The organism is Tsukamurella sp. TY48 (genome assembly GCF_019656655.1).
Classification (GTDB): domain Bacteria; phylum Actinomycetota; class Actinomycetes; order Mycobacteriales; family Mycobacteriaceae; genus Tsukamurella; species Tsukamurella strandjordii.
The window spans coordinates 2,005,409-2,021,188 of record NZ_BPMV01000001.1; the positions used below are offsets into that span (position 1 = coordinate 2,005,409).

Annotated in this window: 16 protein-coding genes and 1 tRNA gene; 7 read left to right on the forward strand and 10 right to left on the reverse strand. The window is 68.5% G+C overall.

Going from position 1 to position 15,780, the window contains the following annotated elements; genetic code table 11:
- The first annotated feature begins 16 nt into the window (after positions 1 to 16).
- The 3 genes from TTY48_RS09690 (at position 17) to TTY48_RS09700 (ending at position 2,613) form a co-directional block, all read left to right on the forward strand.
- Positions 17 to 454 (forward strand): GtrA family protein, encoded by a 438-nt coding sequence (locus TTY48_RS09690; RefSeq protein ID WP_304941248.1) that lies wholly within the window; start codon positions 17 to 19, stop codon positions 452 to 454.
- On the forward strand, positions 451 to 2,031 hold the full coding sequence (locus TTY48_RS09695) for a glycosyltransferase family 39 protein (RefSeq protein ID WP_220657298.1): 1,581 nt from the start codon (positions 451 to 453) through the stop codon (positions 2,029 to 2,031). Before TTY48_RS09690 ends, TTY48_RS09695 begins: the two co-directional genes overlap by 4 nt.
- A gap of 165 nt (positions 2,032 to 2,196) precedes the next feature.
- Entirely contained in the window at positions 2,197 to 2,613 is a 417-nt protein-coding gene (locus TTY48_RS09700) for a DoxX family protein (protein ID WP_220657299.1), read from the forward strand.
- 74 nt (positions 2,614 to 2,687) lie between these two features.
- Here TTY48_RS09700 and TTY48_RS09705 read toward each other — a convergent pair whose 3' ends face one another.
- The 5 genes from TTY48_RS09705 to TTY48_RS09725 all read right to left on the reverse strand — a co-directional run bounded on the left by TTY48_RS09705 (position 2,688) and on the right by TTY48_RS09725 (position 7,547).
- The gene (locus TTY48_RS09705) at positions 2,688 to 4,325 is read right to left on the reverse strand and encodes an acyl-CoA synthetase (RefSeq protein WP_220657300.1); all 1,638 of its coding nucleotides are present in this window, start codon (positions 4,323 to 4,325) and stop codon (positions 2,688 to 2,690) included.
- Between the two features lie 82 nt (positions 4,326 to 4,407).
- Complete coding sequence (locus TTY48_RS09710) at positions 4,408 to 5,349, reverse strand: glycosyltransferase (RefSeq protein WP_220657301.1); 942 nt, start codon at positions 5,347 to 5,349, stop codon at positions 4,408 to 4,410.
- Positions 5,342 to 6,136 carry an ABC transporter ATP-binding protein gene (locus tag TTY48_RS09715; RefSeq protein WP_220657302.1) on the reverse strand — a complete coding sequence of 265 codons (795 nt, stop codon included), beginning with the start codon at positions 6,134 to 6,136 and terminating at the stop codon, positions 5,342 to 5,344. The genes TTY48_RS09710 and TTY48_RS09715 overlap by 8 nt, the downstream gene beginning before the upstream one ends.
- Before the next feature lies 1 nt (position 6,137).
- On the reverse strand, positions 6,138 to 6,995 hold the full coding sequence (locus TTY48_RS09720) for an ABC transporter permease (protein ID WP_220657303.1): 858 nt from the start codon (positions 6,993 to 6,995) through the stop codon (positions 6,138 to 6,140).
- Positions 6,996 to 7,037: 42 nt separating this feature from the next.
- A complete protein-coding gene (locus tag TTY48_RS09725; protein ID WP_220657304.1) occupies positions 7,038 to 7,547 on the reverse strand; it encodes a bacterial proteasome activator family protein in 510 nt (169 codons plus the stop codon).
- A gap of 70 nt (positions 7,548 to 7,617) precedes the next feature.
- Between TTY48_RS09725 and TTY48_RS09730 the strand changes: the two genes are divergently transcribed.
- Together TTY48_RS09730 and TTY48_RS09735 are read left to right on the forward strand one after the other, a co-directional pair.
- Complete coding sequence (locus TTY48_RS09730) at positions 7,618 to 8,874, forward strand: cysteine desulfurase-like protein (RefSeq protein WP_255585604.1); 1,257 nt, start codon at positions 7,618 to 7,620, stop codon at positions 8,872 to 8,874.
- Between the two features lie 13 nt (positions 8,875 to 8,887).
- Complete coding sequence (locus TTY48_RS09735) at positions 8,888 to 9,529, forward strand: LysE family translocator (RefSeq protein WP_220657305.1); 642 nt, start codon at positions 8,888 to 8,890, stop codon at positions 9,527 to 9,529.
- 16 nt (positions 9,530 to 9,545) lie between these two features.
- Here the strand turns inward: TTY48_RS09735 and TTY48_RS21325 are convergent, their stop codons facing one another.
- The 3 genes from TTY48_RS21325 to TTY48_RS09750 are packed head-to-tail and all read right to left on the reverse strand — an operon-like array spanning position 9,546 to position 12,291.
- The gene (locus TTY48_RS21325) at positions 9,546 to 10,325 is read right to left on the reverse strand and encodes a hypothetical protein (protein WP_255585605.1); all 780 of its coding nucleotides are present in this window, start codon (positions 10,323 to 10,325) and stop codon (positions 9,546 to 9,548) included.
- Positions 10,322 to 11,317 carry a hypothetical protein gene (locus tag TTY48_RS09745; RefSeq protein ID WP_220657306.1) on the reverse strand — a complete coding sequence of 332 codons (996 nt, stop codon included), beginning with the start codon at positions 11,315 to 11,317 and terminating at the stop codon, positions 10,322 to 10,324. The genes TTY48_RS21325 and TTY48_RS09745 overlap by 4 nt, the downstream gene beginning before the upstream one ends.
- Complete coding sequence (locus tag TTY48_RS09750; RefSeq protein WP_220657307.1) at positions 11,314 to 12,291, reverse strand: NAD(P)H-quinone oxidoreductase; 978 nt, start codon at positions 12,289 to 12,291, stop codon at positions 11,314 to 11,316. The genes TTY48_RS09745 and TTY48_RS09750 overlap by 4 nt, the downstream gene beginning before the upstream one ends.
- Before the next feature lie 79 nt (positions 12,292 to 12,370).
- On the opposite strand from TTY48_RS09750, the gene TTY48_RS09755 reads away from it, so the two are divergent.
- Positions 12,371 to 12,458 (forward strand) — tRNA-Ser (locus TTY48_RS09755).
- 1,307 nt (positions 12,459 to 13,765) lie between these two features.
- Positions 13,766 to 14,053, forward strand: a complete 288-nt coding sequence (locus TTY48_RS09760) for a DUF1905 domain-containing protein (RefSeq protein ID WP_220657308.1) — start codon at positions 13,766 to 13,768, stop codon at positions 14,051 to 14,053.
- Position 14,054: 1 nt separating this feature from the next.
- Here TTY48_RS09760 and TTY48_RS09765 read toward each other — a convergent pair whose 3' ends face one another.
- Together TTY48_RS09765 and TTY48_RS09770 are read right to left on the reverse strand one after the other, a co-directional pair.
- Positions 14,055 to 15,092: a hypothetical protein gene (locus tag TTY48_RS09765; protein WP_220657309.1), complete on the reverse strand. Its 1,038-nt coding sequence runs from the start codon at positions 15,090 to 15,092 to the stop codon at positions 14,055 to 14,057.
- Entirely contained in the window at positions 15,089 to 15,718 is a 630-nt protein-coding gene (locus tag TTY48_RS09770; protein WP_220657310.1) for an NUDIX hydrolase, read from the reverse strand. Before TTY48_RS09770 ends, TTY48_RS09765 begins: the two co-directional genes overlap by 4 nt.
- Positions 15,719 to 15,780 lie beyond the last annotated feature (62 nt).

The window sequence follows — 15,780 nt, forward strand, 5'->3', positions numbered from 1 at the left end:
GGTACCCTGATCCTTCGTGACCACCTCTGACGCGGCCGATCGGGAGCAGCTCGATCTCAAGACGCAGCTCATCCGGTTCGTGCTCACGGGCGCGTTCTCGGCGGTCGTGGACTTCGGCATCACCCTGATCGTCACCAAGCTCTTCGGCGGTGACGACTTCACGGCGAAGACGATCGGCTTCATCTGCGGTACGACCACCGCCTACCTGCTGAATCGGCGCTGGACCTTCCAGGCGCCGCCGAGCACGAAGCGGCTCATCGCCGTGTGGGCGCTGTACCTCACCATGTACGCGGTGCAGACCGGCATCTACCTCGGTGTCCTGGCGCTGTTCCCGCCGCCCGAGGACGGCTTCGGCAGCTACGCCATCCGCGCCGTCGCCTTCGTGCTCGCCCAGGGCACGGCCACCGTCGTCAACTTCATCGTCCAGCGCACGGTGATCTTCCGGTTGATGTGAAACGGTTCGGCCCACCGCTCGCCCTCGCCCTCGCGGGCGTCCTGCTGTCGCTGTGGCACGGCGGCCGCCCGTCGGTCTGGTTCGACGAGCTCGCCACCGCCTCCGCGATCGACCGCTCGCCCGGCGAGCTGTGGCGGATGCTCGGCAACATCGACGCCGTCCACGGGCTGTACTACGCCGTCCTGAAGCTCTTCGCCGTGCCCTTCGGCATGGAGCCGGCGGCGCTGCGGGCCTTCTCCGCGCTCGGCGCCGGTGCGGCGGTGGCCGCCTGCTACGTGCTGGCCCGGCGCCTGGGCGGCGAGACCCTGGCCGTGATCGCGGGCGGTATCGCGCTGATCCTGCCCCGGATCACCTGGGCCGGCGTCGAGGCGCGGTCGTACTCCTGGGTGATCGCCTCGGCGGTGCTCACGCTGATCCTCGCGCACCGCGCGGCCCGGTCGGGAACCCGGCGGGACTGGATCGCCTACGGCGCGGCCCTCGCCCTCTCGTCGGCTCTGTTCCTCTACTCCGCGACACTCGCCGCCGCGATGCTCGTCGCGGTGGCCTGGGCCGCGCCGGACGGGGTGCGCCGGGCGCGGCTCACGCAGGCGGCGATCGCCTCCGCCGTGGCGATCGCCGTGATCAGTCCCATCGCCTTCTTCGCCGCCACCCAGCGCGATCAGGTCTCCTGGCTGCGCTGGCCGGGCTGGATGATCTTCCCCAATGTCGCGGTGGATCAGTGGTTCGACCACTCCTACCTGTTCGCCGCCGCGGCCTGGCTGCTGGTGCTGGCGGCGGGCGTGCTGTGGTGGCGGCGCGGCGTACCGTCGGACCTGCTGCTGGCGCTGCGCTGCGGCGTGGCCGCCGCGCTGGTCCCGCTCGCGGTGATCCTGATCGTCTCGCCGGTGGTCCCGTCGTACGTGGGGCGCTACGTGAGCTTCACCGTGCCCGGCCTGGTGCTGATCCTGGCCGTGGCGGCCGCCACGGTGGCGCGCGCGCTGCCGAGCCCACGGATCGCGGGCGCCGCGGTCGTGGTGCTGCTGGCCGTGGCCGCGATCCCCGGATACCTGTGGCAGCACAGCCCGCTGTCCAAGCCGGGCGGCAGCGATTTCACCTATGCGGCGCAGTACATCCGGGACAACGCGAACCCCGGCGATTGCGTCTTCTTCCAGGTGCAGCCCAGCTGGGCGTGGCCGTCGCTGCGGATCGCGCACGACGGTCTGCCCGGCATGTTCGACGGCCTCACCGATATGGGCAACGACGGTGACCGCCGCACCGACGGCAAGCTCTGGGACAAGGAGAAGGGCGTCAACCAGTGGGCGGAGTGGGCGGCCGAGAACTGCACCGCCGCCTGGGTTCTCGCCGATGCCGATCGCTCCGAGGCCGATTTCCGCCGGGAGAACGGCAACCTCTGGTGGACCTTCCGGCCGTTCCAGTTCATGGGCACCGATATGCAGGTCTCGTTGGACTACGGCGGCCTCGCGGTGGTGCACCAGGAGCAGTTCCACATCCTGCAGGTGGTGCGCCTGGTGCGGCCCGAGCCGGCGGTGGGGCCCGATCCGCAGCCGCTGCCCCGCACGCGGCACAACTACTGGTGAGCCGCTGATCCGCTCTGGTGCGGGGTCCTCCGAGCTCGTACTCTGTAGAAATCAGAAGTGATCTACATCACATCGAGCCGGGATCGGAATGATGCGGACCACGGTCCGGTTGAAGGGTTCATGTGCGGCGCAGGGTGCGCCGCCCACACACGAGGAGATCTCACGATGGACGTCGTATTCCTGATCGGCCGGATCCTGTTCGCCGCACTCTTCCTGCTCTCGGCGGTCGGCCACTTCACCGCCGCGGACGGCATGGCGCAGTACGCCCTCTCCAAGAAGGTGCCCGCCGCCAAGGCCGCAGTGGTCGGCAGCGGCGTGATCGCACTGCTCGGCGGCCTGTCGCTGGTGCTGGGCGTGTGGATCGACCTGGGCGCGCTGCTGCTCATCGCGTTCCTGCTGCCCGTCACCGTGATGATGCACGACTTCTGGAAGGCCGTGGACCCGCAGATCAAGCAGACCGAGATGATCTCCTTCAACAAGAACATGGCCCTGATCGGCGGCGCCCTGATCCTGTTCTACTTCGTCAACGTCACCCAGTCGGTGCCGCTGGCCCTCACCGGCCCGCTGTTCCCCGCCTGGTGATCGGCGCCTGACTCGCCCTTCGAATGTCCGGTCGTCCGTTCCCATGATCATGGAGACGGACGGCCGGACATTCCTCAGTCCTGGGGGAGCTCGCGGCGCACGATCTTGCCCGTGGGATTGCGGGGCAGGGTGTCGAGGAAGACGATGTCGCGCGGCACCTTGAACCGGGCCAAGTTCCCGCGCACGAAGTCCTTGAGCTCCTTGGTCAGCTCCGCGCCGTCGCCCTCGGGCGCACCGTCGGACAGCACCACGAAGGCGCGCAGGCGCTGGCCGAACTCCTCGTCGGGCACGCCGATCACGGCGGCCTCGACCACATCGTCGCGGGTCACCAGGAGGTTCTCCACCTCCAGCGGATACACGTTCTCGCCGCCGGAGACGATCATGTCGTCGTCGCGACCATCGATGTGCAGCAGGCCGTTCTCGTCCCAGTGGCCCATATCGCCGGACGAGAGATGGCCGTCGATGATCTGCTTCGTGCGGCCGTCGCTGTAGCCCTCGAAGGGCGCGCCCGCGCGCACGAAGACGCGGCCGCGCTCGCCCACGCCCTCCACGAGCTGATCCTTGTCGTCGTAGAGCCGCACGGTGGTGAGCACCGGGGGCTTGCCGACGGTGCCCGGCGCGGTGCGCAGGTTCTTCGGCGTGGCGACGGTGGCCACCGCCACCTCGGTGGAGCCGTAGACGTTGTAGAGCACGTCGCCGAAGGTGTCCTGGAATCGCTCCGAAAGTTCCGGCGAGACAGCCGAACCCGCCACCACGACCGACTTCAGCGAGCTGGTGTCGTACTTCGCCAGGGTCTCCGCGGGCAGCGCGAGCATGCGGGTGAGCATGGTGGGCACCGCCACCAGCATGTCGGCCTTGTTGTCCGCGATCAGCTTGAGCGTGTTCTCGGGATCGAAGCGGCGCATCGTGACGGTGGTGCAGCCCACCGACATTCCCGCCGACCACATGGCGAAGCCGGTGGAGTGGAAGATCGGCGAGGCGATCACCACGGTGCCGCGGCGCTGGAAGGGGATGCGGTCCACCAGCATCGCGGTGGCCAGCGAGGGCACCTTGCTGCGGGTGGCGCCCTTCGGCAGGCCGGTGGTGCCCGAGGTGAGGATGATGAAGCCGCCCTGCTGGGCCGGCTGCGGCACCCGCTTGGTATCGCGGCCCGCGGCCAGCTGATCGATGGTCTGCGCGCCCTCGGGCAGGGTGTCGGTGTCGTCGACCCAGGTGAGGTAGCGCGGCATATCGTCGGGCAGGGCGTCGAGCAGCGAGGTGAACTCGCTGTCGTGGAAGACGGCCTGCACCTTCTCGCGCTCGCAGACCTCCGCGAACTGGGGCTTGGCGAAGCCGGTGTTCATCATGGCCAGCCGCAGGCCCGCGCGGGCGGCGGCGCTGATGATCAGCATGAGGCCGCGGTGATCGCGGGCGAGCACTGCGATCACGTCGCCGGCCTTGAGTCCGGTGGAGCGCAGGCCGCGGGCCAGCGCGTTGGACTGCGCCTCGTACTGGGCGTAGGTGAGCGTGCCGTGCTCATCGATGATGGCGGCCCGGTCGGGGTTCTCCGCCGCCCCCTTGATCACCAGCGCGGCCTGCGGGCCGTACTGGCGGTTGTAACCGAGGGCGCGCAGCGCGACGTCCGGGCGCGCGGGGTCGACGACCCGTCGCTGGACCATGCGCAGCAGTGCGTGACCCTGAGGAAGCAGATCGGAGACCAGGCTCGTTCCCATGCCGACGATGATAGGCGTAGCCCTCCCGGTCTGTTGAGGGCCCTTCAATAAGCCTTCATGAAGCCCGGCGAGAGTCCCCGGATCAGGGCCGGGTGAAGCGCTCGTCGCGGCCCAGCTTGCGCAGCCGCAGCCACTCGCGGAAGCCGGCCACATCGCGCTGCTGCACCAGGAAGAACCAGCCGAACCGCGCCCACTCCTGCGGGATCAGCTTGCGCATGCCCGGCTGCGACTGCAGGTAGCCGCGGTTGCGATAGGTGAAATAGCGCTTGGTCTCGTTGTCCGGGTACTGGGTGTGCATCCGCCCGCCCAGGATGGGCCGGAACTCGTCGGCGCCGTTCGGGTGCAGGTACGCGGTGGTCAGGCAGGTGCCGAAGGGTAGCCCCGAACGCACCAGCCGGCGGTGCACCTCCACCTCGTCGCCGCGGATGAACAGCCGCAGATCGGGCACGCCCACCGAGGCCACGGCGTCCTTGCGGAACAGGGCGCCGTTGAAGAGCGAGGCGATGCCGGGGAGCAGATCGGCCGAGGGATCCCCGGCGGGGAGATCCGGGTCGATGAGCTCGCTGCGCTTGCGCCGCCACACCAGGCCCCGGCGCAGCGGGAAGGCGAGCGTCTCCGGATCGTCGATGGTGGCGACCACCGGCGAGACCTCCGCCAGGTCGTGCCGCTGCGCGCATTCCAGCAGCGTCGAGAGCACCTGCGGGCCCTCGGGGCGCCCGTCGTCGTCGGCCAGCCAGATCCAGTCGGCTCCCAGGGCGAGGGCGTGCAGCATGCCCAGCGCGAATCCGCCGGCGCCGCCGAGGTTGAACTGCGAGGGCAGGTAGGTGGTGGCCACCGGCTGGGACTGCACCAGCTCGCGCACCTCGTCCTGGGCCGCGTTGTCCACCACGATCAGGTGATCGACGGGGCGGTCCTGCGAGCTGAGCACCCGGAGCGATTCGGCGAGGGGGCCGGGCCGGTTGTGGGTCACGACCACGGCGACGACGGTGCCGGTCTCGCGAGGCGTTCGGTCGGCGTCAGTCATCCTCGGCCGCCAGCATGTCCAGGACCTTGCGGACCTGCGCACCGGCGTCGGGGCCCTCGTAGGCGGTCACGACCTCCTCGATGCCGCCCTCCTGCCGGACCTCGCCGTGGTCGATCCACATGGCGCGGTCGCACAGCTGGGCCAGGAACTCGTTGGAGTGCGAGGCGAAGACCAGGATGCCCGACCGCTCGACCAGCGCGGCGAGGCGCTTGCGGGCCTTGCGCATGAACTCCGCGTCCACGGCGCCGATGCCCTCGTCGAGCAGCAGGATCTCGGGGTCGATCGAGGTGACCACGCCGAGCGCGATCCGCACCCGCATGCCGGTGGAGTAGGTGCGCAGCGGCATCGAGAGGTAGTCGCCGAGCTCGGTGAACTCCGCGATCTCGTCGGCCTTGCGCTGCATCGCCTTGCGGGTCTGCCCGAGGAACAGGCCGCGGATGATGATGTTCTCCATCCCGGAGATCTCCGGGTCCATGCCCACGCCCAGGTCGAAGACGGGCGCCACGCGGCCCTTCACCACGGCGGTGCCGCGGGTGGGCTCGTAGATGCCGGACAGCAGGCGCAGCAGCGTCGACTTGCCGGCGCCGTTGTGGCCCACCAGGCCCACCCGGTCGCCCTCGTTGAGGTTCATCGTGATGTTGCGCAGCGCCTCGACGACCACCACGTTGTCGTCGGCCACCACCTGGCCGCCGGCCTTGCCCATCACGGCGCGCTTGATCGACCGCGACTTCGCGTCGAAGACGGGGAAATCGACGCAGGCGTCCTGCGTTCGAATGGAAACGGTCATCTCACACCCAATACGCGACTCGGGAACGGTACTGCTTCATCAGCACCAGCGTCAGCGCCCAGCCGACCACGGTGCAGCCGATCACCACGTACCAGTGCTGGGGATCGAAGGGCTTGCCGGTGAGCGGGCCCCGGATCATCTCCAGGTAGTGGTACAGCGGGTTGAGCTTGACCAGCTGCGCACGCTCGCTGTTGCCGCCGGGAACGGTGTCCAGGGTCCACACCACCGGGGTCACGTAGAACAGCAGCTGGGTGAGTGCGGTGAGCAGCGGCGAGATATCGCGGAACCGGGTGGCCAGGATGCCGAAGAACATCGCGACCCAGACCGCGGTCAGGGCGAGCATGGCGAATCCGGGGATCACGCTGAGCTGGGTCCACGACCAGTGCTGTGGCGGGAAGATCGCCAGCACGATCACCACGATGATCATGTTGTGCGCGAGGAACAGCACCTGCCGCCACACCAGCCGGTAGACGTGCACCGACAGCGGCGCGGGCAGCTGTTTGATCAGCCCCTCGTTGGCGATGAACACCTCGGAGCCGTCGATGATCGAGCTCTGGATGAAGGCCCAGATCACGAAGCCCACGGTGAGCTGCGGCAGCAGTGTCTTGACGTCGGCGTTGAGCAGGGCCGACCACAACAGCGCCAGCGCGCCCGCGGTGACGCCGGTGGCGATGGTGATCCAGAACGGGCCGATCACCGAGCGGCGGTAGCGCTGCTTGATGTCCTGCCAGCCCAGCTCCAGCCACAGCTCGCGGTGCACGGTGGCGCCGTCGACGAGGTCGCGGATCGCGCGCTTGAAGGTGCGTGAATCCGAGACGAGGGGCGCCGGCTGTTGCTCGGCGGGGCTATCGACTGGCACGGGTTCGAAGCGTACCCGTCTCGCCTGAGTCGCCCGGGGAGGTCATAGGTACTGGCCGTGGCCCGTCTGCGACTCGGGTCCGGGGTTCATCCCCGGGGGCAGCGCGCCCTGGCGCATCTGCTCCAGCTGTTGGCGGGCCGCCATCTGCTGGGCGAACAGCGCGGTCTGGATGCCGTGGAACAGGCCCTCGAGCCAACCCACGAGCTGGGCCTGGGCGATCCGCAGTTCGGCGTCCGACGGGGTGGAATCGTCGGTGAACGGGAGGGCGAGGCGCTCGAGTTCGGCTTGCAGATCGTCCGATAGACCGTCCTCGAGTTCCTTGATCGAGGTGCGGTGGATCTCCTTGAGCCGGGCCCGGCTGGCGTCGTCGAGGGGAGCGGCACGTACCTCCTCCAGCAGCTGCTTGATCATGGTGCCGATCCGCATCACCTTGGCGGGCTGCTCGACCATGCCCGCCAACTCGTCGTGGCCGTCGCTCGCCGCCTCCGCACCACCAGTTGTGGACGCCGGGTTCTCGGCCGGGATGATCTCCACGTCGTTGCGATCGCTCATAGCACCATTCTGGCAGTACGGCGTGGGCGGGCCGCCGACTCGTCGGTTGACGGGTGTAATCTGCATCGCAGTGAACACGTTCTCAGGTGACCAGGGTTCTCCCGGTCGGGCCTCGTCCGCCGTCGCTGTCTCGGCGTTCGACGTTGCCCGCATCCGGGGGCTTTTCCCTGCGCTGGGGGATGGTTGGATCCATTTCGACCCCCAGGCGGGCGCCCAGATTCCGGGGGCTGTTGCATCTGCAGTAGCGAACGCTTTCCGTGGGTTCGTGAGCAACCCTCATGGTGTCTATGCTGCAGCTGCACACACTCGTGGCATCGTGCAGGCGGCGCGGGTGGCGGTCGCGGATCTGACGAACGGCAAACCCGAGGGCGTGGTGCTCGGGCCCAGCCGCGAGCAGCTGCTGTCGAGCCTCGCGGAATCGCTGAGCGCGCGGCTCGGCCTCGGTGCCGAGGTGGTGCTCTGCCGCCTGGACGACGAGGCGAATCAGGCGCCGTGGCTGCGGGTGGCCGATCGCGGCGGCGCCCGTGTGAAGTGGGTCGAGGCGGATATCGAGACGGGCGAGGCGCCGGCTTGGCAGTTCGACGAGCTGGCCAACTCCGCCACCTCGGTGATCGCGATGCCCCTGGCCTCGTCGACCATCGGGTCCGTGCTCGATGTGGCCGCGGCCGCGCAGGCCGCGCACCGGGCCGGTGCGTTGCTGGTGGTGGATGCCACGAGCGCGGCACCGTACGAACTTCTCGACATCGAACGCCTCGGCGCCGATGTCCTGGTGGTCAGCGCCAACCGATGGGGCGGCCCGCAGGTGGCTGCGATGGTCTTCCGCGATCCGTCGATGATCGGGCGCCTGCGCGCGGTGAATCCGGACCGTAGCCTGGCCGGACCGGAGCGCCTGGAGGTGGGCGAGCACCAGTACGCCATGCTCGCCGGCCTGATCGCTTCGATCGATCATCTGGCCGGTCTCGATGAGGCGTCCGTGGGCACCCGCCGCGATCGGCTCGAGCATTCGATGTTCGGGCTGCGGCAGTACCAGCAGCGGCTGCTCTACTACTTGCTCAGCTCGCTGGCGTCCACGCCGCAGGTCGCGATCATCGGCCGTGCCGAGCGGCGCGTGCCCATCGTCTCGTTCACGTTGCCGGGGGTGCCCGCGGCGAAGGCGGCCAAGCGGCTCGCCGACAATGGGGTGTGCGCGCTGTCGAACGTGCCCAGCCGGTACTTCGCGGGCCTCGGCGTGCCGGAGTACGGCGGTGCGGTCACCGTCGGGCTGGGGCAGTACTCCACCCCGTACGACGTCGATCAGTTGATCCGCGCGCTCGCCTCTCTCGGGTAGCGGCGGCCTCCGGGTGAATGCCGCGCAGCTGATCTCGACCTTCGGGGCCGGGATCCTCGCCGGACTCGGCGCCACCGTGCCCATCGGCGCGATCGGCGTGCTCCTGCTCAAGGAGGGCACCGATCGGGGGTGGCGCCGCGGTGCGCCCGCCGCCTGCGGTGTGGGGCTGGCCGACTTCCTCTACTGCGTGATCGCTCTCGCGGCGGGGTCGGTGGTGGCGCCCACGGTGGAGCGCTGGGGCAAGTGGCCCGCGGCCGTGGGCGGCGTGTTGCTGTTCGTGGTGGCGGCGGTGACGCTGCGCAACGCCTTCCGCGGACGGCCCCCGGGCGCGACCACCGATGCCGACCGCGCCGCCCGCACCGGCCTGCGCCGGTTCGGGCTGTTCTTCGGTCTCACCATGATCAATCCGATGCCGCTGCTGTACTTCATGGCGATCGCCGTGGGCCTGGGCTCGCGGCTGCACGAGCCCGCGGTGGCCGGGATCTTCGCGCTGGGTGTGGGTATCGCCTCGCTCGGCTGGTGCCAGGTGCTGGTCGCGGTGGGCGCCGCGCTGCGATCGCGGTCCACCGAGCGCACGCAGCGGATGATCTCGCTCGCCGGCGGCATCATCGTGGCGATCTGCGGTGTGGCCGTGGTGGTCACGGCTTTCCTGTAGTCAGTCGGCCCTGTAGTCAGTCGGCGCGCAGGACGTCCAGCATGCCCGGCCGCAGGAGATCGGCGATCTTGACGTACGGGACCACGACGGGCACGTAATCGCCGGCCGCGTGTGCCACGGGCACGTAGACCTCGATGCCGGTCGCGGTGGGAAGCCACGCGTCCAGGATGTCGTCGCCGCTCACGTTGTCCGCGCGGAGCCGTCCGCTGGTGTCGAGTTCGGGGAGCAGGCCGCGGATCCGGCCGAGCGCGGCGGACTTGTCGCGGTACACGTCGTCGACGGTGACGGGGGTGGCGGTCTTGGTCGCGATCACCACGGTGCCGAGGCTGTTGTTGGGGTGGGCCGCACCCTTGCCGTTCCAGTACAGGACGATGCGCCCGGCCACGGCATTCGCGCCGATCCGGGTGACGCCGCTGCGGTATCCGCCGGTGAGTTCGCCGTCGCTGGCGGTGGTGCTCTCATCGGCCGGGGGCATTCCGGCGCGGGAGGCCTTCATCGCCTCGTTGAACCGCTTCGTGACCGCCGGGTCGCCGCCCTGCAGGGTCGGGATCGACACCGTTGCCCCGTCCGGTGTTCCCGGTGTCGCGGTGAGCGAGGGGAAGTAGCCGTGGGCGGGGGAGGCGAGAGCACCCGCGGGGGCCGGTCCCGGGCGGGCGGACGACGACCACGCACCGGCGCTGGATGCGGCGGCCGGTTCGGTGGAGCTGGACGACGGTGCGGGCGTGCCGTTCTGGCCGCACGCGGCGGTGGCGAGCAGGGCTGCGGCGGCGGCCGCGGCGGCGATGCGGGTGTTCACGGGCGATTCTCCATGGCGGCACGATACTCGTCGGATTCGAAGAAGGGCGCGAGGCGGCGGCGCAGCAGGGCGTCGAGCACGCCGCGCTCGTCGAGGGTGGCGATCACGGGCGGCCCGAAGCGCAGCGCCTCCTCGATCATGTCCTCGCGGCCCACGCCAAGCTCGGCCAGCAGGTCGTACAGCGAGGTGTCGCCGTACTTGTCGAAGACGTGGTCGATGCCCTCGTCGAGCAGGGCGCGGAAGTAGTCGGTGTCGCGGAAGGTGCGCCAGAACTCGAAGATCAGCACCACCACGTCTTCGATGTCGGCGTCGGTCACCATGTCGCGGTAGGCGGCCAGCGGGTTCTCGCGGTTGCGCCGCCACACGTCGCGGACGGCCTCGGCGACCGACCGGTCACCGTCGACGGTGGCGCGCCGCAGCACGGCCCGCACGCCGCGCCGGGTGGCCTCGTCGGCGCGTTCGCCGAGGGCGGGCAGGGCCCGGCCGAAGACGCGGTTCGCGGCACCGGCGACGGTGCGCGTCACGGGATTCCGGTCCAGGACGCGGGCCGCATCGTCGGCTGCGGAGGTGGCGGCCACGTGTAGGACAGAGCTCACGGTATCGGCGGTCACGGGGCTCTCCCACAGCTGCTGCAGGATCCGCTGGGTGACCTCCATCTCCAGCACGGCGGTGAGCAGCTCGTCGAAGCGGCGGCTGTCGACCACATCGGCGAGGCTGGTCTCCTCGTTCGCGGAGTGCCGGTAGAGCCGGCCGGCGATCTCGCCCACCAGCTCCGGGATCGCGCCCTCCACGGGGACCTGCACGGCGTACTTCGCCGCAACGGCCTTGATCATGTCGGGGGTGACGGATTCGGCGAGGGTCAGTCGCGAGGCCTCGGCGAGCGCGTGGTCGACCTCGTCGATCACGAGGGCGTGGTAGGCGGTGTCGCGGAGTTGCTTCTTCGCGAACTCGACCTGTGCGTCGAGGAGGCGTGCACCGAGATCGTCTGTCATGCCTGCGGATCCACGACGAGGAGCACCTTGCCGATGGACTCGGGCGAATCGAGGAGGGTTTGGGCGGCGTCGACCTCGGTGTAGGGGAGGCGGGCGGAGATGATGGGCTTCACCTCGCCGGCGGCCACCAGCGGCCACACGTGATCGATGACACCGCTCACCACCTCGGCCTTGCTGTTCGGTCCGGTGGCGGGGCGGCCCCGCAGGTTGGTCGCGCTCACCCGGCCGCGCTTGGCAAGCAGCGCAGCGATGTTCAGCGTTCCCTCGGTGCCGCCCTGCATGCCGATGATCACCAGGCGCCCGTGCGGGGCGAGCGCGCGCACGTTGCCGGGGAGGTACTTCGCGCCCATGATGTCGAGGATCACGTCGGCCCGGCCGTCCAGCTCCTCCGCGAAATCCTGTTCGCGGTAATTGATCACGATATTGGCGCCGAGCTCGCGGCAGCGTTGCGCCTTGTACTCGGAGCCGACGGTCACGGCCACCGTGGCGCCGAGCGCCTTGCCGAGCTGGATGCCGTGCGTGCCGATGCCGCTGCCACCGCCGTGCAGCAGGAGCGTCTCGCCGGCCTTGAGCCCGGCCTCGGTGACCACGTTGGAGTAGACGGTGCACGAGACCTCGGGGAGCGCGGCGGCGTCCACCAGGCTCACACCGGCGGGGATCGGGAGGCACTGGGTGGCCGCGACCACCGCGTACTCGGCGTAGCCACCGCCGGCCAGGAGTGCGCACACCTCGTCGCCCGGGCGCAGGCTCGTGACGCCCTCGCCGAGCGCGTCGACGGTGCCCGAGACCTCCAGGCCCAAGATGTGGCTCGCGCCCGGCGGCGGCGGGTACAGGCCGCGGCGCTGCATGAGGTCGGCCCGGTTCACCGCGGCGGCGGCCACCTTGATCCGGACCTCGCCGGGCCCCGGCTCCGGGGTTGGGATATCGACGAGCCGCAGGTCTTGGGTGGTTTCATCGACGTCGATCGCCTTCATGGTTCATGGGTAGCACACCCGGCACGGCGATGGGTCGTGAGCCGTCGGCCGGTCCGTGGTCCGGTAGCATTCGGCGCAGGGAAGCGTGGCAGAGCGGCCGAATGCACTCGCCTTGAAAGCGAGCGTGGGTGAAACCACCGGGGGTTCAAATCCCTCCGCTTCCGCCAGGTCAGGGAAGGGTTCTCGTCAGTCGAGGAACCTCCATGACTCGTTCATCCACACAAATCCCCACACGAGAACCGCTGGAGAGTCTTCGAGGGGTCCTCTGGACATGACTTTGGAGGAACCGTTGCTTCGTGACTCTAGGTGGCGAACAACTTGACAGTGCCGCCGACATTGCCGTCGGCCGAGACGGAGGAAACCTGCACCTCTCTATATAGCCGCCCGAACGTCTCAGTGTTCACTTGATCCTGGATCACATACCCAGGCTGGTCTCGCATTCCAGCCTCGAAGGTGGGGCTATTCATGCTTGCGGCAGCGGTAAAGTCCGTAACCGTACCGCCTCTGATGCGTAAGTCAAATTCGCTAATCAGATCACGATCGCATCGCGCCATCCTAAGCGTGAGCGTTGCGCGAGTGGACTGTGCGGCATTGAGCAGTCCTGCAGAGGCAAGGAGGCGCGTGGAGTCGGAATTCTTGCACGCATAGTCGATAGAATTGTTCCGTCCGCCTTTGCTCTCGCCGCAACCGACGGTGGCGAATAAGGCCGTGGCGACCAAGAATCCGGCCCCTAACTTGATTGCCTGCCCCGTTGCTAGACGTCGCGTCATTCTCACCATTCTCTACTTCGGAATTGTCATGGTAGGTAGGGAACTTGACCCTTTGATAAGGAACTTCTACGCAACACCTGCAGTAACGAGGTCTTTCATACTGGCGTCGCTAATAGTCACTGGGCCGACCTTCGTAGACTTCCCGCCATCCCAGTTATAGAAGTCATCAATATCTACCTGGGGACTGATCGAAATCGTGTTCCCAGATACTGTGGCCACTCCGCCCACCGAGAAATCGAACCCGCCGATCGCATGGTACCAATCGGGGTGTTCTGGAGGTCGAACGCGACGTTGGTGAGCCCCTCCGCACGGGTGTCACCGCCGAAGAACCAGCGAGCGTGGATCGCCTCGGCGCCGGCGCCCGCGGCTAGAAACTGGTGGAGCAGGGCCGCTACGGCCTCCGGAGAAAACTCACGTCGAGGCCACCAGAATCGAACGTTTTGCAGCTTCGTTTCGTTTCTCAAAATTGCACCCGCCCCTTCGGCGCGTAGATTACTTGTTTCGCCACCCCGTACACCGCGGTGCAGCAGGTGCTCGGCCTCGGCCCGCGCAAGACTCGCGCACATCGAGTACTGAGCGCGCGGTGCGAGTACGCCGCCGTGTGACGCATGTCGTGCAGCCGGTAGCGCAGGTCGGAAGCTCGGACGCAGCGATCGCGCCGGTGGAGACTGGACTCCACCGCCAGTTCGTTCCAAGGAGGCTTCATGGCAGCCACGGCAGGCCCGCTCGACATCACCTTCACAGCAACACTCGGCAAAGTCCGGGAGGGAGACACGTGGACCTGCGTGCAGCTCCGGGATTCCGCCACGATCTTCGGCACGCGAGGGCTGGTCAAGGTGAAGGGCACGGTCGACGGTGAGCCCTTCACCTCGTCGTTCATGGCGCTCGGCGACGGAACCCACAAGCTGCCGGTATCCGCCGCGATCCGGAAGGAGATCGGCAAGACCGACGGCGACGAGGTGACGGTCCACCTCACGGAACGGCTGAACTGATTCAGGTGTGGTCCGGTTCGACGGTGAACTGATCGACGGCCGATTCGTCCGGGTGGAGGTGCCTCTGTAGTTGGCCGAGGGCGTTGTCATCGAGGAAGTCCTGCGACATCCAGCACGCCCAATCGAAATCACTGGTGGACCATCGACGAACCGGGTAACCGACCCTCCCGAAGTCCCATTCTTGGGTGGATCGGGCGCGCCTGGACAGAACCCCGTCGGGTCCGCCCGCCCGATCGGCCTGGACCCGCGCGGAGAAGCTGCCGTCGGCGGGATCGAGATCGTAGAAGTGGGAGAAGGAGAATCCCAGGGCCACCTCCACGGTGAGCGCGGGGGCGGCGACGTGGTCGGTGAACCATGTGCGGCTCTCCGCCAGCCGCGCCTGCTCCGCGGCCTCGTACTCCGCCCGCCGCGCAGCCCATCGTTCATCCAGGGAAGTGGAGGGCCCGGTCCAGGTGAACACCGCACCGTCGACCGGTTCTCCGATGCTGAGTTCGATGTACTCGACGGAGAAGCCGGCATCGTCGTTGCGCTCCTGCAGGATCGCGCCGGATTCCCGGTCGACGACGATCTGGAGCGGGTACGGCTTGTGCTCCGGGGGCGCGAGTTCGACGGCCCAGCACGATCTATCGAGGAACGTGGTCTCTCCGATCGGGCCGTTCGGTCGGGTGAAATCGTCGCCGTGAAGCCAGTCCTGGGCGCTGCGGGAGATCAGGAGTTCGGAACCGGGGCCCGAGTAGTACACGCGGTCCGCGGGGGCGTGAGTCGGACTCTCGTCGGGATCGTCGGAGAACTCCCACGCGGTCACGCCGTCGGTGATGAAGTACGGCGAGCCGTCGGGGCGCTCCACCCGCACTCGCCGTCCGTCGCGCCAGACCCGGACGTCGTGGTCACCGAGAACCACCGGCATCGGCGGCGCACCGATGAAACCGAAGGTCTCGGTGCGGTCGATCAGATCGGCGTGGAGCGTGCGGACGACCCCGCGGACCGGCAGGCGCGGCCCGTCGACCAGGACCTTGAGCACTTCGACCCATTCCGTCATGAGGGCTCCATCGGTGAAGGGGTAGTGCCCCCGACGGTACCGGTGGCCCTCGTGATTCCGGCTGCGTCGAGTTTCGAGAGCATCCTCCGCATGTGCGGGTCGAACAGGGCCGGATCTTCGCGATGGATCGCATTCGGCGACCACCAACGGACGGAGCGGTACTCCCTCGGGTCGACCGCGAGAACTGTGTCCCGGGCATGTCCGAGCACGAACCACAGGCTCACGTCGTTGTGCACGTTGCTCGCGCCCGCGGTGTCGGTGATCGTGATGAAGAGGGGGTGGCGACCCACCGCCGGATGAAAGAGGGCATCGATTCCCAGCTCTTCGCGGCACTCCCGAACCACGGTGTCGGCGGGATGCTCGCCGGGCTCCACGTGACCCCCGGAGGGCAGCCACAGATTCGCCTTCACATGATCGCCGAGCAACACGACGCCACCGTGCGGATCGACGAGGAGGAAGTAGGACACCAGGTGCCGGACCGGTGCCACAGGGTCGGCGATGCGGCGGAAGACGTCGGTCGTGACTCCGAGCCACTCCAGGGTTTCGCGTTGATGCCGGACTTCGAGCTCGTCGAGTGGGTTGATGCGTGCCACTTCGGCTGCGATCTCCGCGAGTGCGTTGCTCATGCCGGCACGCTAGCGCCGATGTCCGACACCGGGCGCCGCGGCCAAGTTACGACGTGTTCTCG

Bases quoted from the DNA above. Each gene is read 5' to 3' on its own strand.
- TTY48_RS09700 (WP_220657299.1), top strand. From the start codon at position 2,197: ATGGACGTCGTATTCCTGATCGGCCGGATCCTGTTCGCCGCACTCTTC.
- TTY48_RS09705 (WP_220657300.1), bottom strand. From the start codon at position 4,325: ATGGGAACGAGCCTGGTCTCCGATCTGCTTCCTCAGGGTCACGCACTG.
- TTY48_RS09710 (WP_220657301.1), bottom strand. From the start codon at position 5,349: ATGACTGACGCCGACCGAACGCCTCGCGAGACCGGCACCGTCGTCGCC.
- TTY48_RS09715 (WP_220657302.1), bottom strand. From the start codon at position 6,136: ATGACCGTTTCCATTCGAACGCAGGACGCCTGCGTCGATTTCCCCGTC.
- TTY48_RS09725 (WP_220657304.1), bottom strand. From the start codon at position 7,547: ATGAGCGATCGCAACGACGTGGAGATCATCCCGGCCGAGAACCCGGCG.
- TTY48_RS09745 (WP_220657306.1), bottom strand. From the start codon at position 11,317: ATGACAGACGATCTCGGTGCACGCCTCCTCGACGCACAGGTCGAGTTC.
- TTY48_RS09750 (WP_220657307.1), bottom strand. From the start codon at position 12,291: ATGAAGGCGATCGACGTCGATGAAACCACCCAAGACCTGCGGCTCGTC.
- TTY48_RS09760 (WP_220657308.1), top strand. From the start codon at position 13,766: ATGGCAGCCACGGCAGGCCCGCTCGACATCACCTTCACAGCAACACTC.
- TTY48_RS09765 (WP_220657309.1), bottom strand. From the start codon at position 15,092: ATGACGGAATGGGTCGAAGTGCTCAAGGTCCTGGTCGACGGGCCGCGC.
- TTY48_RS09770 (WP_220657310.1), bottom strand. From the start codon at position 15,718: ATGAGCAACGCACTCGCGGAGATCGCAGCCGAAGTGGCACGCATCAAC.